Origin of the sequence: Marinoscillum sp. (genome assembly GCF_965229915.1) — a bacterium.
In the GTDB taxonomy this organism is placed as follows: Bacteria; Bacteroidota; Bacteroidia; order Cytophagales; family Cyclobacteriaceae; genus Marinoscillum.
The window spans coordinates 282913-307395 of the sequence record NZ_CBDDJZ010000001.1; the positions used below are offsets into that span (position 1 = coordinate 282913).

Sequence of the window (24483 nt, forward strand, 5' to 3'; positions counted from 1 at the left end):
TAAGGAGTTGGAAGCGTCCTGAGACAAAACTCAAGACATGATTACTTCTAATCCAACACCCTTGACCCAGGATTTTTTTCGGGGTTTACAACACATCCGTCATGATCAAGCACTACACGTAAGCATGCCCGACAATCACATACACGCGCTACTGAACCTGGGCCAACCCATCAAAAAAACAGTGGTCGGCCAAATAAGATCTACCAACATTCTCAATGGAGAACTCCACCTATTTGGCTGTCAAAGCAGAAGCATGCTGCTGGAGTGTGACCAGTTGGACTTTATAGAGATTCGGATTGCTCCGGTTTACACCAGGCTACTTTTCCCAAACTGTGACGGATTTCTAATCAACCAAAGTGAGCGTGAGTTAAGTCCAACGCTAACCAACCAAGAGGACCTGATAGATTACCTCCTTACCTCCTATACCTGGGAGACTTTTGAAACAGATTACATCCTGGAGGAAGCTATTGCTCAGATCATTGAATCCAAGGGCGATATTAAAATCAGAAGCATTTATGAACTACTCGGTATCAGTAAGTCCCACCTAGAACAAAAATTCATCCAACAAATAGGCCTAACTGCCAAAGAATTTGCCAAAGTGGAGAAGCTCAACAACTTCATGCGCAACTACGATCAATACAAAGACAGCATGAACCTCACACAGCTCACATTTAGGTCAGGCTACTATGATCAGTCTCACCTGATCAAGGATTTCAGGTATTTTACAGATCAGCGACCGGGTGAATTTCTCAAAACTTACTGCCACTCCTCCTACTCATCGCCTAGTTTGAAATGTCTTAATCTGATGACTACTACATAGAATTAACAAAGATTGGCGAAATTGCGACATGCAAAACGCTGATTTTAAGTCTGGATTTGTTACCATCATGGGCAAACCTAACGTAGGCAAATCCACTCTAATGAACCAACTGACTGGTGAGCGCATCTCGATTGTCTCTAACAGGGCACAAACCACACGTCATCGGATATTTGGCATCATCACCACAGATACCCATCAAATTGTCTACTCAGACACGCCTGGAACCATGGATCCCAGCTACAAACTACAGGAACGAATGATGGGTTTTGTGAAAAAATCGCTGGAAGATGCAGACCTCATCCTGTTTATGGTAGAACTGGGAGAAAAAAATGACCATGCCCAATGGCTACAAATAGCCCGTGAAACTGATGTCCCTGTGCTATTTGTAATGAACAAGATAGATCTTGCCAAGGGATCTCAGGTCTTGGATAAAGTCAACTACTGGAAAGAAGAATACGATTGGGTGGAACCAATAGTGGTTTCTGCCGCAACTGGCGAAGGTGTGCAGGAGCTGGAAAAAACCATCCTATCCCTCCTACCACAGCACCCGCCTTACTTTCCAGAGGACGAAATGACCGACAAGTCCGAGCGGTTCATAGCATCAGAAATCATTCGTGAAAAAATCTTTCTAAACTACAAACAGGAAATCCCCTACAGTAGCGAAGTAGTCGTCACCTCCTTCAAAGAAGATGACACTATTATCCGCATCTCAGCCGAGATCTATGTGGAGCGAGACACTCAAAAAGGGATACTCATCGGTAAGAAGGGCGAAGCGATCAAACGTCTTGGGATAGATTCCCGAAAGGAACTGGAGTCCTTTTTTGGTAAACAAGTGCATCTGGAAACCTTTGTAAAGGTGGAGAAAGATTGGCGCAAAGACGATCAAAAATTGCGTAGATTTGGGTACTAAAAAACTTCTTACCTTTACTAAAGAACCTCCCAGCGAACCAGCAGGTACATATGCAACTGTGTACGGGAATTGAAGACTCATCGCAAGGTGAGTCTTTTTTAGTTACGCTTCTGAAGAAGGTTTGGTTAGGTTATAAACTTTGCAAAATACGTGAATGGCGTTGGACTGGTTTAGGGTATTAGCTATTCTGGTAAGCTCTTCTTCATTGAAGCGATCGAAACCAAAGATTTCATAAAATGATCCATCTATTGTATTGGCTTCTTGTGGGTTTTGGATGAAGTGTTCCCCGTCGAAACAAATTTGATTCTGCATGTAGATTATGTTGGTGTGAAACGACAGATATACGACGTGTTTCATAGCTGTGGATTTAGCGAAATGTTCATCTCAGAGCAATTAGGCAACATACCTATTTTCCCCGCTACGTCTTTCACTCAGGTGGATTACGGGGCTGCTAAGCATAATGCTCTTTTTACCACTTTCGGTATTATGCCATTCATCCTGAAGGGGTATTTCGCGAGTTTTGTCATGGGGTATTTCACTCACCTGACAGGCGAATAGCCTGTAATAAAGAAGCAAAATGTTTTGGTGTAGCTGGAAATATTCAGACAACAAAAATGGTTTAACAATCAATTTTTTATCTTGAGATGGAGATTACCGCATTAACTAAAATGACTGAAATACTACTTGTAGACGACCATAAAATGGTCCGTGACGCTTTCAGTTTCTACTTTGATACAGACTCAGAGCATGTGATCAAAGACCAGGCAGTGAATGGCAAGGAAGCACTGGAGCTAATTAAAAACAATTCATATGATCTGCTGATAACCGATATCAACATGCCTATCATGAACGGCATGGAACTGGTACAAGAGCTTAGGTATGCTAAAATAGACATCAAGATACTGGTGGTCTCTATGCTGGATGACATGAAGCACATCAAGAAAATGCTCAATATGGGTATAGATGGCTACATCCTCAAAGACTCTGGTAAAGACATAGTCATCAACGCAATAGATACCATCATGAGCGATCAGCAGTATTTTGCCAAAGAGGTCACCCAGCGAGTAATGGAAAGTATAGCTGGAACGGCGATTGCTCCCAAAAAGCGTCTCACTGTGGAGATCGAACTCAGTGAGCGAGAAAATGAAGTACTCAAACTGATCATGGAGGAGAAAACCAATCAGGAGATCGCTGACACCTTGTTTATCAGCATTCGTACCGTAGAGGGTCATAAACGAAGTATGCTGGGCAAAACGGGCTGTAAGAATCTAGTGGGGCTAACCATGTATGCGCTAGAGCATAATCTGGTCGAGCTATAAAATAGTGGTGTGTTAAATCAGGTCATGAAGGACCTCCCGCTTGAGGGGCTTGGTTTCATATCCCACTACATTGGGGTATTTAAAGCTACGCTCCACGTCTGTATCAGAAATAGATGAAGTGAGCATGATCACATCACAGTCGATCTGACGCTTGACCAGTGCCTCCAGAAAATCAAAACCACTCATCGACGGCATGTTGATGTCCAAAAGAATCAAATCTGGGCGCACTCCAGAATCAATAACAGGTAGTGCCTGAGTGGCAAGCTCAAAAGACTGGAAGTGGTGCTGATCGAAATGAGGTGTAAGCAGCAACTCCACCATTTTTCGCTGTACGAAATCATCATCTATGTGCCAAATCATTTTTGGTTTGCCAAAAGAGGTCACCTGCGGAGTAGACTGCTCAAAAAAACTAACCATCTCATGAACCTTATGCACGATCTCATCCAGATAGTCTCCGGATTCGATCATCCACTCCACCAACTTTTCCTTACTCAGAAATCCTTCACGCATTAGGTTCACCAGATTATGAATGCGGATCACCCTGGAGCGCAGGTCGTGAGAAGTAATGTTCTTAACCTTTTCCAGACGAGCATCTCTTTCGTTTAGCTGATCTTTCACATCCTGCAGCCGACTGGCCTGGTGATCTAGCTTTTGCTTCTGGCTATTGATGCTTTCCAGCAAATCTTTGATATCAAAAGGTTTGGTCAAATAATCATCTGCACCTAGTGACATACCCTTCCGGACATCCTCTTTTTCGGCACGACCAGTGAGAAATATGAATGGCGTGTAGTCGATCAAATCAGTTTCCCCGAGAAATCGCAGAATATCAAATCCGGTGCCATCCGGCAGCATCACATCACTCACAATCACATCTGCATGATCTGTTGCCAGAAAGGCTAATGCCTTATCACAGTCCTGTGCCACATGCACATCCATCCCTTCCAGTTCCAGCAGATCCTGTATGGTATCTGATATTCCTGGGTCATCTTCAATCAACAGGAGTTTCATGCTGTTCATATTTAGGTAATAACAAAGTGAACGTACTTCCCTCTCCTACTTTACTGGTGACCGTAAATCCACAGTCGTTCAGTTTTAAGAACTCTCTGGCTATGGACATACCCAGACCCGTCCCGGGTATGTTTTTCACATTATCACTTCGGTAAAAATCCTGAAAAATACGCTTCAAATCTTCATCAGGTATGCCCACACCATAGTCTCTCACATGAAGCTTAATGAAGCGATCATCTGAGTAATCAATCGTGAGTTCAGGGTTCCTGCCATCCGGTGAATACTTAGATGCGTTATTGACCACATTGCTCAATGCGTGACGCATCAGATGGTAGTCACCTGTGAACTTCTGAGGATGTCCGACTGTAGATACCTCCAGCTCTCGTCCGTCATTGACTGTCGCTTTTATGTCCAGTTGCACATCCTCTACCAGATCCTCCAAATCAAATAGCTGCCGTTTCGTTTTGAGTTGATTGGACTGTACTTTGCCCAGCACCAGAATATCTTCCATCAATGCAGTAAGGCGATCTACCTCTCTGATGAGTCTCACGGTAACCCTATCTACAATCGGATGTTTGATTTTGGCGGTCTCCAACAGCTGCATGTTGGATTTGATGACTGTCAGAGGTGTACGGAACTGATGAGAAGCCATGGCTACAAAGTTGGAACGCATGCCAGATAGTTCTCTTTCCATCTTTACTGTTTTGGTCAGCTCCTGTTCATAGACCTTTTGAGCGGTGATATCCTCTTTAATTACACATACTTTGATGCTCCCGTCCTTTCCCTGGTATGGGTGAGAAGTAACCAAATGATGGTGCATCGCTCCTTCGGCATCTAGGTAATCGCAGGTAATCGATTCTCCTAGTCCGGATTGTAACGACTCCCTTACCAATTTGGACATTGCTATCCCGTTGGCATCATTCCAGATTTCCTCTACTGCATGTCCCTCAAATTCCGCCGCAGGTATATGTAACTGATGTGGATCACCTATCACGCGTTCAAAATAACCCTCCTGATCAAAAGCGAAAACCAAATTACCAGTGGCTTTGATCAGTGCATTCAATTCACCATTGGCACTGAGTAGTTTTTGTTCATAATGATGATGCTCTGTTATATCCTCAATGACTACACAGAGTTTGGTATCCCCTACCATGCCCTGGTACGGATGGTAAGTCACCCGCAGGTACAACTTCTCACCCAGGTGATTCATATGATCACACTCAAAAACCTCGTAAGTCTGATTGGCAAGGGACTTTCGAACCAGTTTGGACATTTCTATCCCGTTGGGATCATCCCAGATTTTTTCTACGGGATGTCCGATAAAATCAGCAGAAGGAATGTGAAACCGCTCTTCTCTCCCGATGACTCGTTCGAAACGACCATCCTGATCGAAGGCGAACACCAAGTGATCTGTAGAGGTGATCAACGCTTTAAGCTCTTCATTGGCTGTAATTAATTGATTCTCATAGGTGCGCCGTTCGGTTATATCCCGGATAGAAAGACGGACCATTTGCTCTTTGTCTTCGATGTAATTGACTACTGATTCTACCCATACATATGACTGATCCTTATGTTGGAGACGAAAACTTACAGTAGCCGACTTACCCGAATCCAACAAAGATTTGGTCTTCTGAATGTAAGTGATTACGTCCTCAGGATGTAGCATATCTTTAATTGGTCTACCTATCAGCTCCTCCTCATGATAACTCAAGAGGTTATACACTGACTTGGACACATAAGAAATCACTGGTCCACATTGCTCAACACGGAGTAAAACAGTTACATCTCGATTGGTTTCAGAAAGAAGACGATACATCTTCTCGCTTTTATAAAGCGCTTTTTGAGCGTTTCGAACCTCGGTAATGTCTGTGGTGACTCCAAAGACTTTATAGGGCTTTCCGTCCTTGTAAAGTACCTCAGAGCTATTGTTAATGTACCTGACCTGACCATTAGAAATAACAATTCTGTATTCCAGAGTATCCCATTTCCTTGGTAAGGACTTGATATAAAGGTTGATGTCATCCCCAAGAATATCCCGCTCTTTCGGGTGTACTCTATTTAGATACTCTTTGAAATTAGGCTGATGTCCTGGTGTAAAATCGTGCATCTGCAGCCACATGTCCGAAAACTTGCTCTTCTCAGGGTAATGAATATCGTACTCATACCAACCCGTATTGGATATCTGCTGAGCCCAGAGTAATTTTTCCTCTGTTTCTTTGATTTCTGTCACATCTTGAGCTGTGCCGATTACTTTGATCAGCTTGTTGGTCTTATGATCTCGAATAAGTCGTGATTTGCTGAGGACATGTCGTACTCCATCGCCTGTGTTTACCCGATAGGCTATTGAGTACTCAGACTCTGCATTTTGATACTCCTGACGTCCTTTCTCCAGCTTTTCCATATCCTCGGCAAGGATCACGCTGTTGAGTTCTTCCGGAGAAGGAAACCGCCCTAAATGTTCCATGGCATGAATGCGTAGGTAATCCTGGCTGCACTGACTATTTTCTACATTTAGCAGATCATACACAAACCATCCAATACTCGCTACGTGCTGTGCCTGCTCTAATAACTGTTCCTTCGCGGCAAGATCAGAGATATCACTGACCACCAATAAGACCGATTTCACCGAATGGTCATCTCCTCGCTCTACCTCACCCTTACAAAGCAAATACCTGAAAGATCCATCGTCCTTCAATACCCTGTAAACCACATCTTCCCATTGATTCAGGTGATTGTTACGGATATTTTCTGTCAGTTGATTGACTACCTCCCAATCCTCAGGGTGAATAGATCTTAAAAAGGATTGTGGGTGAATGGCTTCTTGTATAGTGTCCAAATGATGCATCTGCAGATAAGTCCCTGAAGTAACCGTTTTTTCTGGATGAAGACTATCTATTTTCATCCATGCCACTTGCGCCATTTCTTGAACATGCTTTAATTGCAGTTGGTGCTGTTCCTCCTCAGTAACATCGAAGACCACTCCTAAGATACTGACCGGTGTTCCGCTGGCATCTCGGTAGATTTCCCCATGACTCTTGAGGTATTTGACCTGACCCTGTGGAGTACGAATCCGGTAGCTCACATCAGTCCATTCTGATTGTTCATTGCCCTCCTGAAAGATCTCCTGAAAAAAGTCGAAAACTGACAAATCTTCCTGAAACACTAACTCCCGATAGGCATTGCCAACATAGACAGGACGATCTTCAATGCCGTGGATTCTGTAAAACTCTTCAGAGCCCTCCAAATGATCATCCACAAAGCTCGCTTCATACCACCCCACTTTAGCTAGGTTCTCAACTTTTGCGTTGCGGTATTTTAGATTGACGCTTTCTGTGATATCCACAATCACTCCAATAGAACGCAGCAGGTTACCTTCAGTGTCCCGTTCCAGATCGCCAAATGCTTTGACATAGCGCATCCGTCCCTGGTCAGTGAAAATCCGAAAGGTATGATCAACCAATTGATTGCTGTCGGCGATCAGACTCTTCACTATTGGCAGGTCTTCCTGATGGACCCTATCAAATACATCTTCTACTTTTAGTTTCTTGCCTTTTGATACGCCAAGGATTTCAAAAAATCTACCTGCCGCATCTATGGTATTATTTTTATAATCCACTTCATACCAACCGAGTCCCGTTATATGCTTGAACTGATTGAGTGTGGACTTTGATTTTTCCAAGTCGGTAATATCACGTATTACGCTGAAGGACTTGACTACTTCACCTTCCCTCCAGATTAATTCTACCTTGATGTTGAACAACCTCAACTGCCCATTCAAAACAAACCGGATATTCTCCTCCACAATAGGGTTAGAAGGATCGGCTTCACTCATACGCTGATTCATCCGATTCCGATCTTCCTGTAGCGCCAGTGACTGAACGTATTCTATTGAAAACTCTTCATCATCACCTACCTGGAATAAATCCCTCATATTCTCAGAATAGGCGACCTCATTGGTCATCTTGTAGTGCTCATACCATGCGATGGCACCAAATTTGGCTACTTTGGCTATAGCGGACCGATCTGCCTGTAGGTCAAAACACCTGTCTTCAGGGTCGTGTTGGCGGATCATCGCCAAACCGTCCTGCAATTGCTTGATATGATGCTGGATGGAATCACTATCATAAAACTGCTGTACCATGTAGGTCTTACCTTCGACATCCGTTCGCTTGCTATGATAAGCAATCAGACATCTGTAGGTGTCTCCATCTTTGACACGAAAACTCAAGGGTATATCAATCATCTCGTCCTGCATGAGCCGATCCCAACTTTCCTGCATTACCTGCTGATCATCAGGATATATACAGGCTAAAATGGATTCCAGAGACACTTCTTCTGTTGGACCAACCAGCTCTATGAGTGATTCAGAGTATTGAGGTCCACTTGCTAAAAAATGAATAGAATAAGGCGAACCAGTTATATCTGTACAAGGCATCTTTATATGAGTGATAGGCGTTCTGCAAGGTTAGCCGATCATCTTCTCACTAAATGACTGTTTACTTCTCAGGTAAAACTTTTACGCCTTTAGTTAACTAATTCTCTGGGAGATAGCCCAAACTGCGCTTTGAATGCTCTCGAGAATGCCGGCAAACTGCTGAATCCTGATGCCGTTGCAGCTTCACTTACGTTGCATTTTCCAGAATCCAACAAGGCTTTTGCTTTGGATAGTTTAAAAATCCTCACATAGTCCTGAAACGTCTGATTGCTGTAGCGTTTGAGCTTCTTTTGCAATCCTGAGGGAGATAGCTGAAGTTGTTCGGCAGCATTTTTCAAACTAATCTGAGATTTTTGATTCTGGATCAGTTGATTGAGTTCCTGCACAAATCGCCACTCAGGCTCAGAGTTGCCCACAGGTGTTACAGCTTCCAGCAGGAGATTTTCCTTGAGATTGATGAGATTTTTGATCAGGTAAGAGAGCTCTCTCAGATCAAAGGGCTTAGTAATGTAGCCATCCGCCCCCATCTTATAACTCTCCAATTTCGTGTCAATGTCCGCCTTTGCGGTGAGCATGATCACGGGTATGGTACATAAATACTGATCAGACTTTAGACGCTCCAGCAGAGTGTTGCCATCCATATGGGGCATCATGATATCTGATACGATGAGATCGGGTCGTTCGGACTCCAGTAACGTAAGAGCTTCCAAACCATTCTTGCTTTCCAGCGCTCTATACTCCAATGATTCTACGATATCTGCTACAGTCTCACGAATCCCTTCGTCATCCTCTACAATAAGTATTCTCTTCATTTACGGCGTTAGTCAATTTCTGACTATTAATTAATCAAGAGAAATATAATCCAATCAGGTCTAAAAATAGCTTAAACGAAGGTTAGAGATAGGATTTTAGGTATTTCACCTAAAGGTGAAAAGAGAGCATTAAGCAAATTACCTATATACAAACGTTCAGGTCATTCCTTTATTTTCAATAGAAAACCAATAGCTAGATTCAAGCCTAATCAATCAGTTTTGCCTAATCAATGTTGGCAGTTTGTAGAGGCGCTATTTTAATACAATTGTATTGGAAGTACCCTCTCCCGGTTTACTCTCAATGTCGAGTTCTCCCCCGATCTTTTCTATCCGCATGAATAGATTTCGCAGGCCACCATTGTTTACTGCCTCCGCCACATCAAATCCCACTCCATTGTCGGTAACAGTAAGTCGTTTGGTACCATCCAATTCTTCAAGCGTCACGGTAATTTGATTAGCTCCCGCATGCTTGACAATGTTGGTCATGAGCTCTGAAATCACTGGTATTAACTCGACACTTTGCTGGAGAGGTGGTTCATCGATCCAATGATAGTAGTCGGCAATTTCTATCTGCGTGTATTGCTGAAAGTTAGCAATCATTCGGTTGAACGTTTCTCTAAATCCTTTGGTCAACAGGTCATGAGAGGCATTGCCATTGATCAGATTTCGGATTTGCAAGAAGGCCACATCCAGACCCTTTTTCAGATAAAGTAGTTCGGTCTTTAGCGCCTGAGGATCGATTTGATCACTATCGATGAGCCGCTCAATACCCATCCGTAAACTCACCACAGTCTGCTGCACATTGTCGTGTATGTCCATACGCATCCGCTCATTCTCAGCTTGCTTGATTAGCTGTATCAGTTCGTCTCTGTGACTCAACCGATAGTGAATACTGGATAATAGATCCTTGTGATCAAATGGTTTCATAATGTAGTCATCAGCACCCAGATTCATCCCAGATCGGATATCGCTTCCTTCCGATTTAGCGCTAAGGATGATGAATGGAGTAAACTTGCTTTTACCATACGACCGAACGGCTTCTAATAGATCAAACCCGGACATCTTTGGCATCATTAAGTCTGAAATGATCAGGTCCGGACTTTCCTTGAGTACTTTGAAGAAACCAGCTTCACCATCGTTGGCTGTAACTACCTTATAGCCGCTGCACTCCAGCAGGTCTTGCAGGGTTTCTCTTATATTTTCCTCATCCTCCACTACAAGGATTTTCTCCATCTTGTTGTTATTCATTTCGCGGTATGGTTATAGTGAATGCAGATCCTTCGTTTAGAGTACTCTTCACATCTACAGTGCACCCATTTACTTTTAAAAACTCACTGGTCACAGATAGCCCCAAACCTGTGCCTGGTATATCTGCCACTCGCTCTGAGCGGAAAAAGTCTTTGAAAATTCGTGAAAGGTTCTCTTGATCAATTCCCATTCCATAGTCTTCAACCTTCAGATAGACAAAGTCGGGCTGGGTATAATCCAATGTCAGTTTAGGAGAAGGTCGCTTCATGGAATACTTGAATGCATTGGTGACCAGATTGAGAATCGCCTGGCGCATCAGACCTTCATCCAACATTAATGAAACTGGCTCTCCAGCTTTGCATATCAAGAGTTCACGACCATCAGTCTGAGCCAAATCTACATCTCGCTTAAGCCTCTTGACCAGAGTGACGAGATTAGTTGGTTTGCTTCTCTTTTGGATAGCACCGCTCTGGACCTTACCCAAAATAAGAATATCTTCCATCAGGCTTACGAGGCGATCCACTTCCTTAGTAAGTCTTCTGGACACTTTTTGGCTCAATGCATCTTGTCTACCGGAGGCTTCCAGCAGTTGCATGTTGGACTTAATCACGGTAAGTGGTGTCCTGAACTGATGTGACGCCATAGAAACAAAACTCGCGCGCATTCTGGACAGCTCTCGTTCCATCTCTACTGTTCTTTTCAGCTCTTCCTCCGCTCGCTTTTCGGTGGTAATGGTTTCAATTACCACACTGACCCGAAGCTGATGATCATATCCCATAAAAGGATGAACTTTTGCTCTGTACCAATTGAACTGACCTTTGATCGTATATGGGTAATCATACTGTTCAGACACGCCCAGTGTAATTGCCCGATAAACCATTTTACAAAGAATCATGCCCGTTTCATCCTCCCAAATTTTGCCTATTTCTTTTCCAATAAACTGATCTATCGGTTGATGCAGCTTTTGCTCATCATTGCAAATAACAGCTTCAAACCGTCGGTCTTTTGTGATGGTAAAGACGATATTATCGGATGCTTTGATCATCGCATTCAGGTCATTATTGGACCGAATGAGCTGCTGTTCGTACTGCTTTCTGTCACTGATATCCCGTACTGATAACTGGAGCTTTACGGGCACTTCCTCCAGTATCACACTAATTGCAGCCTCCACCCACCGATAGGAACCATCTTTACAAAACAGTCTGAATGAAATGGTCATATCTTCTTCACCAAAAACGAGCTTAGGCAAAACGTCTTTGGTAAACCACACGCGATCTTCACGATGCATCAGTTGGGTGGCTTCCATGCCCAGAAGTTCATGCTTGGTATAGCCAGATAATTTCTCTGAGTAGTCAGAAGCAAAACTGATCAACATCTGATCTTTTTTAGACTCTAATAAAAGAATGGCATCCCTACTGTTTTCTGATATCAATCTGTACTTTCTCTCACTCTCTAACAGCGCACGCTCTGTTATTTTGGTTTGAGTGATATCCTTTGTAGTGCCAAAAATCTTTACAGGTTTACCATCCATGTGAATGACTCGTGCATTATTGCTGATGTGTCTTTTGAAGCCATATTGATCCAGTATGGTATATTCCAACCCGTTCCATTCACTTGGCATCCCATGTAAAAAGGTATCCAAACTCGGGATCAGGTTTCGATCAACAGGATGTAACTTATTTAAAAACTCATCGATGTGCTTTGGCTTCTCCTCAAAGCAGTGCATGTCCAACCACTGTTCAGAAAAGCTGCTTAGTTGAGGTTTTAGAATATCAAATTCAAACCAACCGGTATTGCTGACGCTCTGGGCTTCCTGCAGCTTCTCCTCCAGCATTTTAAACTGCGTAATGTCTTGAACCGTACCCACAACTTTGGCAAGCTCACCCGTAGAAGGATCAGACTCATATTGACCTATATTCTGAATGTACCGGTAGTCACCAGACTCCAATACGATGCGGTAAGTAAATGAATAGCCGTTTTGATAATTTCGATATTCCTCGCTGACCTTGTCTAATTCCTTTCGATCGTCTGGATGAATTTTATTCCGCAGTGCATTGTCACTGAATGTTTTCAATTCATGGATATCTAAAAACTCCTGAGAAATCCTGTTTTCGAACGTTCGCATGTCATGCTCATACCAGCCGAGCTTGGCAAGCTGCTGAGCCCGGACCAGCTGGCTCTTCTTCTCCTGAAAATCGGTAATATCACGAATGATTCCCAGTACTTTGAAAGGTCGGTCATCAAAGGGTGATTGAGTGACTTGTCCTGTGCTCTGGAGGTGCCTTATGGCCCCATTGTCGAGAACTACCCGGTACTCAAAAGGTGGCCAGTCTTTGTATTCAGCATACAGCTTATTTCTTGCCTCAACGATTTTTTCGTGATCTTCTGGATGAACCACAGATAGCAGTTCATTGAGAGAAGGCATCCTTCCGAAATACTCTAAACCGTGCATTCGCAGGTACTGTGTGGAAGCAAGCGAATGCCTTTTATCAAACAGGTTAATCTCATACCAACCTACGTGAGTGGTCTCCTGTATGATTCTAAGCTTTTCCTTGGATTGATGCTCGTAGGTAATGTCCTCAAAGCTCCCAATCAATTTGACCATGCGGTCTCCATCCCATATGGAAGTACCTCTACTTAACCCAACAAACAGTTGATCATTGACTATATGACGTGCAGTATATTGAAATTTGGGAGACTCCGGACTCAACCCTGCCACAGTATTCTCAAAGGTTTCGAGATCCTCGGGAAAACAGGACTCGCTGTATGATTCAAAACTAATCGATTGCTCTAGAGATACTCCAAGCATTCTATAGACTTGATCTGACCATACCATATGATCGGCATCAGGCGTATATTCCCAGTAACCAATCCCTGCAAAGAACTCACTCAGAGATTGCTTACGAGTAAGCTGGTCAATAGACAAAGCGTGGGACCTGTAGGAATCAGCAAATTCAAACACTGCAAGTAACCCCTGACCGTTACCAATCTGATCTATCTGGAGCATAGCGGTAACATACTTCACCTTTCCCGAGGAGCACATTGCACGAAATCGGAGAATCGGCTGATTATTATTCGCATCTAAAAGCTGCTGGTACTGCTCGAGTACTCTTTGTCTGTCTTCCTCGTGAATGACGCTGAGCATGAGTTCAAAGTTGGCAGTTATCCCCGGATCTAATTCCAGCATATGATAAAGAGACTCGGACCAATAGTGCACATCAGATCCTGGAGGCAAAAAAGCAAAAGGTCGCGAATGACGACTCTCTTTTCTTCTTTCCTCAAAGGTGTTCTGTGTGTTTGAATTCATGTATGGCAAACTTATGGGTATTAACTACTGCTATTTGCTCAAGTACCTCTGCAGTCAAACATTTACATCTCAGCTAAAATTTTTGAAGGTGAAACCCCATAGAATGATTTGAAGGAATCGGAGAAATGTGCCAAATTCTTAAAGCCGCTTCTGGAGGAGGATTCGCTGACGTTACACACGCCAGATTCCAAAAGTGCCCTGGCTCGGCTAAGTTTGTAGCGCTTCAGGTATTCGCTAAAGGTATGCTCAGTATGATACTTTACCTTTTTTTGAAGGCTTGATTCAGACAGGTTCAACTCCTTGGCCACCTTACCTAGATGTGATTGATGCAGATTGATTTGAATGGCAAAGTTTAGCTTATTTAAAAACACATGCATATCCAGTGGGCTAGTACGATTCAATGATTTGCTGAAAATGTTTTCCCTAAGCGCAATCAGGTACTTTATTCGAAAGGTAAGATCCTTGATCTCAAAAGGCTTTACCAGATAATCATCCGCCCCAATCTCATAGGCTCTCTCTCGATCCTCATATTCAATTTTGGCAGTCAACATCAATACCGGGATGTACCAATAGTTTTCATCAGATTTGACCCGCTTTAAAAACTCCATACCACCCATTACAGGCATCATGATGTCACAAATAATCAAATCCGGTTTACCCGCCATCAGACATTCCAATCCCTCCTGCCCATTAGATGCCGCTTTTACAGAATAAGACATAGTGATCAACAGATCACAGAGTGTCTCACGTATACCAGAATCGTCTTCAATGACTAGAACTTTATAATTCATACAGCAGCAATCAACCAAAATATGCTCATCGTAAGATCCAGTATAAGTCTCTACGACTAAAAAATTGCACTCACACAATTTAAAACTTTGGTGGCTGAACTCCTTTCCTAGGCAATCACCTTTCCAGATACACCAAAATTTATAGGCGTTTTACCTACAACTCCATGATAAAATCCTGTGATTTTGCTGTTGTTATGCAACCAGCCTTACTGGCTGGGAGGTTACTATCCACATATCGCTCCGCCTCCAGCTCCTATTTCAGTTATGATTATTGCCAGAATGCACCTTTTAGCAGATCATTAGGACTAAAAACTCTACCTTTGCGCCCAGCATGGCAAATATCGTAGCAATAGTAGGCAGACCCAATGTAGGTAAATCGACTTTTTTCAACCGATTGGTGGAGAAAAAACAGGCGATTATGGACAATGAAAGCGGGGTCACAAGGGATAGACATTACGGGTACTCTGAGTGGAATGGAAAGTCATTTACCGTTATTGACACAGGTGGATATGTGGAAGGATCTGAGGATATTTTCGAAGGAGCCATTCGTGATCAGGTAAAAGAGGCACTACATGAAGCTAATGTGATCTTATTCATGGTAGACTGCCATACCGGACTTCACGGTTTGGATCAGGACTTTGCCAATGTGGTTAGGGAGATCAAGAAGCCGGTCATCATAGTAGCTAACAAGGCTGACAATGCGGAGCGCTCGTATATGTCCAGTGAGTTTTATCAGTTGGGCCTTACAGAAGATATTTTCCCGATTGCTTCCATCAGTGGATCAGGTACTGGGGACCTGCTAGATGCGGTGGTAGAGCACTTCGATCCAGAACCAGAACCTGATGAGGATGCTCCAGCTTTGCCTCGGGTAGCTATAGTTGGTAGACCTAACGTGGGTAAGTCTTCGTTCCTGAATGCACTACTCGGTAAAGACCGTTCTATTGTCACCAATATTGCTGGAACTACTCGAGACGCGATCGATAGTCGATACAATCTATTTGGAAAAGACTTCATCCTGACAGATACTGCGGGGATTCGTAAGAAAGCAAAGGTTAAAGAGGATATTGAGTTTTACTCCGTACTAAGAGCTATTCAGGCATTGCAAGATTCGGATGTATGCATCGTGATATTAGATGCAATGAACGGATTAGAAGCCCAGGACCTCAACATTATCAACCTCGCACACAAATACAAAAAAGGATGCGTGATCATGGTTAACAAGTGGGACTTGTACACCAAAGACACCAAATCCGCTGATGAGTACAAAAAACACATTGCTGAAAAGCTGGGGCCGCTAGGTTACATCCCGGTGGTATTCACCAGTGTGCTGAACAAGCAGCGTATTTTTAAAGCCATCGAAGTGGCACTGGAAGTAGCTGAAAACAAAAACAAGAAAATCAGCACCTCTCAGCTCAACAATAAGATGCTGAAGGAAATCGAAAACTACCCACCACCTGCAGTCAGAGGTAAGTACATTAAGATCAAATACATTACCCAGCTCCCTACTCCTTCACCAACTTTTGCGTTCTTCTGCAATCACCCGAAAGACATCAAAGAGTCTTATGAACGCTTCCTGGTGAATAAACTTCGAGCACATTTTGGTTTCGAAGGAGTACCCATCAAAACAGTCTTCAGACAGAAGTAGGCTTCAATTAATATTTGGAGTTGTCATAATTCAGTATAATTCTGCTACCAGGATTAGCTTGTTTTCATTTTCTTTGAGTCCGTGACTGCAGAAGATGTGTTTAGGCGATTCGTCCCTGCTCCAGCAGTGGGTTACTGCGCCAAGCTGTATACTTACTTTGGATTTGAGTTTAAAATCAAAAGAAATCGCCAGACCAAGCTCGGTGATTATCGCTACTCGCCACAAACGAAGAAGCATACCATTACCATCAACAATGATCTGAATCCTTACGCCTTCCTGGTGACGTACCTACATGAAGTGGCTCACCTGGTAACATTTGATGAACATGGCCGCAAAGCTGCTCCGCACGGTATGGAGTGGAAAAATAACTTCAAGCGGGTAGCCAAACCAGTCTTAAATGAAGAGGTATTTCCACCTCCGGTCCTACTGGCACTGAATAATTATTTTAAGAATCCAAAAGCTGCCAGCTGTAGTGACCCAGTTCTTTACAACATACTCAGGGGCTTTGATGGACCTACCGATCTGATTCCACTTAGCAAAATCGCCATCGGTGAGCTCTTTGATTTTCAGGGGAAGCACTATGTGAAACTGGAGAAAAAGCGCACTCGCAGCGTCTGTCAGGCTGTGGAGAGTAAACGAAAATACCTGATATCAGAAATTGCAAGAGTGAAAAAACCAGATTCTGAGTAGCACAATCCTATCAATCAAGGTGAGTAAAAGCAAATGCTTGAAGTTCTGATCCCTGGATCATAAATCACAGTGGAAACCGATGAAATGGACGTTTTTAATTAAAATTTACTACAAATTAGGTATGTAGTTCTTTGCCGAGGCTTGACATCCATTGGAATATCACGTGTGGGAGCAGGCAACGCCTGTTTCACAATATAATAATTCCTTTATATTCTATAACTATTCAAACTGTGACGTACATTGATTAAATTGAACTCAAAATAACGCTTTATGGCCAATACTATTTCCATCTATAACTTTAAAGGAGGCGTGGGTAAAACGACAACTGCACTCAACCTTGGAATTAGTTGGTCCAAATCGTTTAAAGTCTTGCTGGTGGATTTCGATCCTCAGTGCAATCTCACCAACTCCATAGCCGGAGATCACCAAAGCACTACGGTATTCACTTATCTCAAAAAAATCATGCACGATCATGATGTGAACCCGCAGCCTGAGGAAATCACTCCATATCTCCATTTGATTCCTGGAGATCTACAAATGACACAAACAGAAAGCAATAATCAGTTCATTTCTTTTGGGCGAAGCATGATCGAAAAATTGCTCATGCATTTTCGTAATGATTACGACTTCATCATCATGGACTGCCCTACTAACTTCGGGGTGCTGGTAAAGTCTATAATCGGTGCCTCCAAAAACATTCTCATTCCGGCCATTGCAGACAACTTTTCGCTTACAGGAGTACAGACCCTTATGACCTATCTGGCCGCTGTGGAAAATCAGTCACTGAACATCCTAGGGGTGTTTTTCAATATGTTTAATGGCAGTATGAATCTGACGGCCAAGAAATTTGAAGAGTCTAAAGCTACTTTTGGTAGCTTGATACTTGACTGCACGGTCAGTAGATCCATTAAAGTAGGTGAGGCCAATGATATCGGCAAATCCATAGGCGACTATTCTCCTGACAATACAGCTGCTCATGATTTTATGAAGCTAAGTGAGGAGCTACTTTCTAAGTTTCATAGTCAAACACTCAATCCAGACTATGTACTGCCTGAACTGCTGGAAAAAATGAGGGATTAGACCCCAAGTCTCCGCTGCATCATGGAATTGACTACTGCATAGAGTGCCCTGGGGGTCATGGTGCGCCAGTTGATGATCTGAAGTTTACCACCAAAGTTGATGTAATTGTCAATCTCATAAATGGACATCTCACTTTCTACAAAATCTCGAAAGCAAATAGCAGCAATCCATCCCTCCTCTACCTCTTCGAACCATTCTTCGTAGTAGCTATCATCACTTCCATGAAAGTTGAGGATGTTTTCACCGATGAGAATAAACTTATTGACGCCCATGCTGAGGATGTGTTCAACAACATTGCGTTTGAGATGCATGATGTCATTGTTGATAGCGTCATTCCACTCACCGATAAACTCCATCACGATGAACCCTTCCTGATAGTCTGCATACAGAACCTTGAGGTAGAGGGTCTCTGATCCAAAAAAGTCCCAACCCGGATCTATGAAGTAGCCATAGATGTTTTCTGAGTAGAGATCGTAGTTGTACTCCTTTCCATAAAAAGGAGAACGCTCATCATGACTGGCGTCATAATGAGCATTCCACCCAAAATATGGTTCTATTTCGTGCATTATTTTTTAATGACTTTAAAGACTTTAGTTTGTGTTCCGTTTACTACTTGAACAAAATACAATCCTGCCTCAAAATCGTTCATGGAAATTGAATTTTTACCCTGACCGAGCACATAATTCTTCATCACCTGCCCATTCACATTATAAATGCTCACCTCTACAGGATCAGTAACCTCCACTGTTAACTCATCAACTGTAGGATTGGGATATGGTGTGAAAACTGACTTGCTGATGGCTAGCACCTCTCCTGTTCCTGCTTCAATGAGATCATCATTGGATCGGGGTGATATCTGATAATCAGACCCGAATTGGCCCACAAAGCCTATGACATCCCAGGTTCCCTCGGGCACCGTGGTACCAACCAGTGGGTGCGCTGATGAACCTATTCTTAAAATCAAGCTTCCTGTACCATCTTCGATAGTGAAGTTACCAGCAGATCCTCCACCTTGAAACAATCCACCCGGACGATCAAATCGGATCCCTTCCAAGCGAATGAGCTGTGACTCCAACTCCTCTCCCACATCTGAGATGGATACCACCTTGGGATCTGGTAAGTTGGCCCCCTGCATTACCAATGTGATCACGATTGGTGATTCTTCTATTTGTAGCAATTCATTATACTCAGATAAGCCTCCACTTACTACGACACTGTCTCCCTTGACTAGTGGCGCTGATTCATTTCCAGCGTCAAAGCTCCTGACCACTATACCGGCCGTTCCGTCATAGATGACTCTGCTATTGCCACTGTTATTACCTTCGTCTATGACTACTCCGGTTACCTGCACTACTGTACCCAGATCCTTAGTTCGAGCATCTGCAATAGAGAGAATCTCCACTGTTCCTTCTGTCCCCATCACATTGAGGCTAACATCATTGGCCCCGGAGGAGCTGTGAGTCACTTCTCTCTGATAAGAAGCACCATCTTCGGTTTCAGGCGCAAACTGTAAATAGACTGTGAACTCTTCACTTGTTTCTCCTGCAGCATGAACAAATGTGGCTTGATCAGCATAAGACTGACCATCTGCCGATACCTGGAATGGTGCGGTTACCGTCACAGTCACATCTGCCGTCAGGTTATTGGCAGCTAGTGTATACTGCTGAGAAAAAGTAGACCCGGCAGCAACCGTTCCAAAATCAGAAGCAAAATTGAGCTGATCTACTACCAGATAAGGATCACTGCTACTACCCCAGACTTCTGCCACCCATTCCGGGTGATCAATGAAGGGGTTTCTGTTGCCTTGATAGCCATAAGCCTTCTCATGTCGATCTATTTCATATTGATCCACAGGATCGTCTTCATGCCACTTAATCAATGTACTCAGCACGCCAAGTTCGGGATCTCCTGTGTAAGTGGCTCTATCTACCAGGTCCAGATCCAATCTAGAGCTTTCATAGCGCATGTCCATATAGAATAAAATTCTGGCCACGTCTCCTTTGATTGCATCTCTGGGCTCGAAAAAATCCTCATCGGTGTAGGTGTCGGGGGCTTCACCCTCCTCATTTTCTGCAATATCTTCTATGTCCTCAAAGTCCTTGTTGCTTTTCGAAACATTCACTGTTGCATCAGACGGACGAAGGTTGTGGACATCAGTGTAGGCCGTATCTGAGTTGTCTGAAAACCCATGAGATGATGGCCAGGTGTGCTCGCGGTTCCAAAAGTCGGGCTCGTTGTTTGAAGCAAAGTTCTGTTTTGGGATGGAGGCGTTTTTGTAGAACAGGATGATATGGTCTTCATTGTCGGGGTCTTCGTCCAGGTCGGGTAGTATTGTGTCCCTGAACTCTCCATAGGCACGAACGGTATGTCCTCTGGAGATTTGATGAAGTTTATTTTTTAGATCCTCGCCGCTTAGCCCCTCGGTGCCGTCATAGTAGCCATCTGGAATTGACTGGGACATCAGACTTCCGCTTAAAAGGACAAATAAGAGTGTAATGATGTTTTTCATAAAATCAATTAAAGCCAAAAAAGGGGAAGCGCTAGCTTCCCCTTTAAGTTTAGAATATTGTGAGATTATTGCTCGAATGGCACGAATTCACCACCCTCGAAAATCACATAAAGTGATCTGGAACCAGCACCTGGCTCCCAGGTAGCGTAGGTTACCAAATATTTCTGACCTTCCTCTGTATCTGGATACACTTCAAGAAGTCTTCCAGTAATAGCATCAAATCGTTGCTGATCTGTCCAAAGAGTTACATCAAAGTTTCTGTATGCTTCTACTGATTCTGCACCTTCAGGGTTTTTGTCTGACCAGTTAGCAGCAATCCACATCCAGTCATCAAAACCAAGATCTAGTTTGATGGTATTGTCTGGCACCCACTCTCCGTCAATCAATCCGAATGACAAAGACTGAGCAGTTACCTGGAATGCCGCTCCATAAATTACCCACTCACCATTAACCAAAGTGTAGTGTGCCAGGTCTTCCTGAACACCACCATCGTAGTACACATAACCTACCAGGATGCTGGTTCCATCCTCAGCAAACTTGAATGTATCTTTTAGGTAATAAGGAATTTTCTCTTCAGCTTCGTCAGTGTTGCTGAAATTAGAGAATGACTCACCAAAGTAGTCTCTGTATGAATCAGATGGCAAAGGCCAAACATACATCCATCCGTAAGGAGCTGTTTTCACTACTCTGCTTTCCACATCATATTCCACAAAGCTTCCATTATAATAGTCGTGAGTTACATCAATGTACGCTCCTGTAGAGGCATCTGGCATTTTATAAGCTGCATAGATTGGCAAGTCACCCTCCAAGTCATCAAAGTTTCCATAGGAGTAACCTAGCTCATCGTACTCAGCGTCTGTTACTGTCGCTTCAGAGCCAGCTGCCAAATAAGGAGAACTACCATTGTATACGTCATAAGTCACTAGTGCAGACGAACCATCAGCCAGGTACGTGTACAACTCAGCCATAATAGTAGGCACTTTCTCTTTGGCTTCATCTTCACCACTAAAGTTAGGGAAAGACTGATCTACGATATCATAGTCATCTTCTGTAAGGGTGTATTCAAAGTCTTTAACAACATTGATTGGATCACCTTCTTCGTTGATCTCTAGCTCGGTGTAGATATCGTCTAGAGACTCCTCACATCCCGTAAAGAGAAAAGTGAGTGCTGCGAGAGAGTATATAAATAAATTTTTCATTGTTCTAATTCTTTAGAAGTTTACTTTAATAGTAGCTGTCCATGTTCTACCAAGACCGTAGTACACTGTAGCTGTTCTGGCAACGCTTCCCTGACCGTCAGTAGCATCTGAGATGTATTCGGTATCAAGAAGGTTATTGATGTTGCCAAGGAACTTCGCATCGAATGGACCAAATTTGAAGTTGTAAACCAATCTCATGTCTACAGTAGAGTAAGCTGGTGCTTCCCAAGGCTGCATTACTGCTCCATTTTCTGGGGCAGTGTTTCTGTTCGTTACGCTATAGTCAGCATACATATTACCAAAGTAGTTGTAAGAGAAACCTAGTTTTAGGTCTTTGATGATGTAGTAGTCTAGATCTGCTGCGAAAGTGGTTTGCGCAGAGTTACCTACTTTCAGGTCTTTGATGAACAATCCATCAACCGTTGCGTCAGGAAGTACATCTCCTGTGTTCTGATCACGAACGATAGTAGAATCCACGTTACTAGCCCAAGTCCAGTCACCAAGTGAAGCCATACCACCGATTTCAAGAGCAGAGAAAGGCTTGTATTTGAAATCAAACTCAATACCCTGGTGAAGTGCATCTACACCCAGGATGTTGGCGTATCCGTTTTCAGTTCTTACACCAGCACCTACAGCCACCTGATTACCATCTGCATCAAGATCGTAAAGCGGCACTGTAGCAGTGTAAGCTTTATCCAACCATGAAGTTCTGTAAGCATTGATATTGGCACTGAAGAATGTAGACTTGTAACCATAACCAAGTTCAAGACTCATTACTTTTTCGTTTTTAGCATCTACGTTGATAGTTGCTTCGGCATTGCTTCTTTCGCTATTGAAAACGGCATCATAGATTGGTGCTTTTTCGAAGTATCCTGCATTTGCAAACACGTTGTGATTCTTAGTCAGGTTGTAGTTTCCACCACCTTTGATCTGATAACCAAGGAAGTTGTACGTATCAGACGTTCTGTTTTCGTACATTCTTTCTTCCATCGCATAACCTGTGTTGGAAACTGACAAGTTAACGAAAGCCGCAAGGTCACCTTGCTCATATTCAGTTTGCAAGAATACACCTTGCCATCCTACAAGACCTCTGTAGTCTTTGCTGTATCGACCACCTTCACCGATTGCGCGATCCACACCGTCTTCATTGTCATCACTGATCACGTATTCTGCACCGAGAAGGTCAGTTACAGAGTAGTAGTGAATACCTGTATATTGTCTTAAATCCAAACCAGCCATGATGTTTAGATTGCTGGTCAGCTCTCTTGAATAAGTACTCAACACTCCAAACCACTTGTGGTCGTTGTTTGATGCAGCAATCCAGCTGATCGCTTCGCCACCATTGGCTACGTTTCTGTCAAATGCAGCAGTGTAGTCATACTGACCATCTACGATAGGCACATCGTCACCACCATCTCTTCTACCTCCACCAGTACCAAAAGATGCGTATAGTGAAGTTGATAATTCTGATTTAGAATCCACAGTCCAGTAGTGGTTCAACGAGAATTGTGGCTTGTGGTAGAAGTTAAATGATCTGTTGTATACCTGACCGTTCAGATAGCCCCAGTCTGGATTGTATCTGATGCCATCAGGGTGACTTTTCCAGTCCTGAATAGATTGTCTAGTACTTCTTTGACCGTGAGTTTGTGGTGCACCAAATCCAGTCAATGAAACTGTGTGGTTTTTACCGATTGCTTTACTCAAATTGAAGAAGTAGTTGTAAGCGTCGAAATTAAGTCCTTCAGTCCAGCCATCACCAGTAGTTCTGGAACCATAGATGGTGAAAGCCCATCCTTCGTCTGTCAATCCAGTAGAAAGTGATAGACCAGTGGTTGTCCAATTATTGTTACCGATACCGTAGGTGATGCTGCCACCTTTTTCCTGATCGGCAGCTTTTGTCACAATGTTGATAGTACCCCCGATAGATGGCACAGCTACCTTAGCTGCTCCAAGACCTCTTTGTACCTGAACACTCTGTGCCACAGCAGTCAAACCAGCCCAGTTAGACCAGTATACAGCTCCGTTTTCCATGTCGTTAACAGGGATACCATTGATCATTACTGCCACGTTTTCAGATCCAAATCCTCTAACGTTTACTCTAGCATCACCAAATCCACCACCTTGTTTGGTAGCATAAACACCTGGTGTACTTTTAAGCAATTCAGGGAATTCCTGGTTACTGGCTCTTTCTACGATCAAATCTCTCTTAATAGAAGAAACTGCAACAGGAGTCTTTCTCTCTACTGCCACAGAAGCGATAATTTCAAGTGGAGACAGCTCATTCCCAGCTGAAAGGGCGATCTTTCCTAATGATTGAGTTTCGCTTAGATTGATTGTCTTTTCTTCCGTTTGGAATCCAACGAAAGAGATTACTACAGTTGCAGTTTGACCTTCAACTGACAAACTGAACTCACCGTTGTAGTCGGTGATTGTTCCAGTGGTTGTTCCTTTAATGAACACACTTGCTCCAGGTAGACCTTCTCCTGTTTCAGCATCGATTACAGTACCTGTAACCTTGCTTTGAGCGAAAGTCACCAATGATGTCAAAGACATCACCGCGAACAGTGCATAATTGCGTAAAGTTTTCCTCATTGCGTTTACTGTTTGATTTAAATTTCTCCTGCAAAAGTAGAACTATTGATTGCTATGGAGTTTTCAGAATAGTTAAGTTTTAATGTAAATTTATAAACTTAGGATAACATTCCTTATC

18 protein-coding genes are annotated in these 24483 nt (G+C 43.2%); 7 read left to right on the forward strand and 11 right to left on the reverse strand.

All coding sequences use genetic code 11. The features are described 5' to 3' along the window. The first annotated feature begins 37 nt into the window (after positions 1–37). Entirely contained in the window at positions 38–820 is a 783-nt protein-coding gene (locus ACO067_RS01150; protein WP_421869520.1) for a helix-turn-helix domain-containing protein, read from the forward strand. A gap of 28 nt (positions 821–848) precedes the next feature. Then, positions 849–1730, forward strand: a complete 882-nt coding sequence (era, locus tag ACO067_RS01155; protein WP_421869523.1) for a GTPase Era — start codon at positions 849–851, stop codon at positions 1728–1730. Between the two features lie 102 nt (positions 1731–1832). On the opposite strand, the gene ACO067_RS01160 is transcribed toward era, so the two are convergent. Continuing rightward, the gene (locus ACO067_RS01160) at positions 1833–2042 is read right to left on the reverse strand and encodes a hypothetical protein (protein WP_421869526.1); all 210 of its coding nucleotides are present in this window, start codon (positions 2040–2042) and stop codon (positions 1833–1835) included. Positions 2043–2057: 15 nt separating this feature from the next. On the opposite strand from ACO067_RS01160, the gene ACO067_RS01165 reads away from it, so the two are divergent. Together ACO067_RS01165 and ACO067_RS01170 are read left to right on the forward strand one after the other, a co-directional pair. Beyond that, positions 2058–2288 carry a hypothetical protein gene (locus ACO067_RS01165; RefSeq protein ID WP_421869529.1) on the forward strand — a complete coding sequence of 77 codons (231 nt, stop codon included), beginning with the start codon at positions 2058–2060 and terminating at the stop codon, positions 2286–2288. Positions 2289–2398: 110 nt separating this feature from the next. Beyond that, positions 2399–3049, forward strand: a complete 651-nt coding sequence (locus tag ACO067_RS01170) for a response regulator (protein WP_421869532.1) — start codon at positions 2399–2401, stop codon at positions 3047–3049. A 12-nt stretch (positions 3050–3061) separates the two neighbouring features. Here ACO067_RS01170 and ACO067_RS01175 read toward each other — a convergent pair whose 3' ends face one another. From ACO067_RS01175 to ACO067_RS01200, 6 genes are all read right to left on the reverse strand, one after another. Then, entirely contained in the window at positions 3062–4057 is a 996-nt protein-coding gene (locus ACO067_RS01175) for a response regulator (RefSeq protein WP_421869535.1), read from the reverse strand. After that, positions 4038–8492, reverse strand: a complete 4455-nt coding sequence (locus ACO067_RS01180; RefSeq protein WP_421869538.1) for a PAS domain-containing protein — start codon at positions 8490–8492, stop codon at positions 4038–4040. The genes ACO067_RS01175 and ACO067_RS01180 overlap by 20 nt, the downstream gene beginning before the upstream one ends. Before the next feature lie 89 nt (positions 8493–8581). Next, positions 8582–9304, reverse strand: coding sequence for a response regulator transcription factor (locus ACO067_RS01185; protein ID WP_421869541.1), 723 nt, complete (start codon positions 9302–9304; stop codon positions 8582–8584). Between the two features lie 252 nt (positions 9305–9556). Continuing rightward, positions 9557–10552 (reverse strand): response regulator, encoded by a 996-nt coding sequence (locus ACO067_RS01190; RefSeq protein ID WP_421869543.1) that lies wholly within the window; start codon positions 10550–10552, stop codon positions 9557–9559. Beyond that, positions 10545–13859, reverse strand: coding sequence for a PAS domain-containing protein (locus tag ACO067_RS01195; RefSeq protein ID WP_421869546.1), 3315 nt, complete (start codon positions 13857–13859; stop codon positions 10545–10547). The genes ACO067_RS01190 and ACO067_RS01195 overlap by 8 nt, the downstream gene beginning before the upstream one ends. A 62-nt stretch (positions 13860–13921) precedes the next feature. Continuing rightward, positions 13922–14650, reverse strand: coding sequence for a response regulator (locus tag ACO067_RS01200; RefSeq protein ID WP_421869549.1), 729 nt, complete (start codon positions 14648–14650; stop codon positions 13922–13924). 331 nt (positions 14651–14981) lie between these two features. On the opposite strand from ACO067_RS01200, the gene der reads away from it, so the two are divergent. From der to ACO067_RS01215, 3 genes are all read left to right on the forward strand, one after another. Continuing rightward, the gene (gene der, locus ACO067_RS01205; RefSeq protein WP_421869552.1) at positions 14982–16295 is read left to right on the forward strand and encodes a ribosome biogenesis GTPase Der; all 1314 of its coding nucleotides are present in this window, start codon (positions 14982–14984) and stop codon (positions 16293–16295) included. Positions 16296–16376: 81 nt separating this feature from the next. Next, complete coding sequence (locus tag ACO067_RS01210; RefSeq protein ID WP_421869555.1) at positions 16377–16985, forward strand: SprT-like domain-containing protein; 609 nt, start codon at positions 16377–16379, stop codon at positions 16983–16985. A gap of 270 nt (positions 16986–17255) precedes the next feature. Further along, positions 17256–18065, forward strand: a complete 810-nt coding sequence (locus ACO067_RS01215; protein WP_421869558.1) for a ParA family protein — start codon at positions 17256–17258, stop codon at positions 18063–18065. Here ACO067_RS01215 and ACO067_RS01220 read toward each other — a convergent pair. The 4 genes from ACO067_RS01220 to ACO067_RS01235 all read right to left on the reverse strand — a co-directional run bounded on the left by ACO067_RS01220 (position 18062) and on the right by ACO067_RS01235 (position 24365). Further along, positions 18062–18631 (reverse strand): hypothetical protein, encoded by a 570-nt coding sequence (locus ACO067_RS01220; RefSeq protein WP_421869561.1) that lies wholly within the window; start codon positions 18629–18631, stop codon positions 18062–18064. The two genes, ACO067_RS01215 and ACO067_RS01220, sit on opposite strands and share 4 nt — an antisense overlap. Further along, on the reverse strand, positions 18631–20574 hold the full coding sequence (locus tag ACO067_RS01225; protein WP_421869564.1) for an endonuclease: 1944 nt from the start codon (positions 20572–20574) through the stop codon (positions 18631–18633). Before ACO067_RS01225 ends, ACO067_RS01220 begins: the two co-directional genes overlap by 1 nt. A gap of 65 nt (positions 20575–20639) precedes the next feature. Then, entirely contained in the window at positions 20640–21773 is a 1134-nt protein-coding gene (locus ACO067_RS01230; RefSeq protein WP_421869567.1) for a hypothetical protein, read from the reverse strand. Between the two features lie 12 nt (positions 21774–21785). Continuing rightward, entirely contained in the window at positions 21786–24365 is a 2580-nt protein-coding gene (locus ACO067_RS01235; RefSeq protein ID WP_421869570.1) for a TonB-dependent receptor, read from the reverse strand. Positions 24366–24483 lie beyond the last annotated feature (118 nt).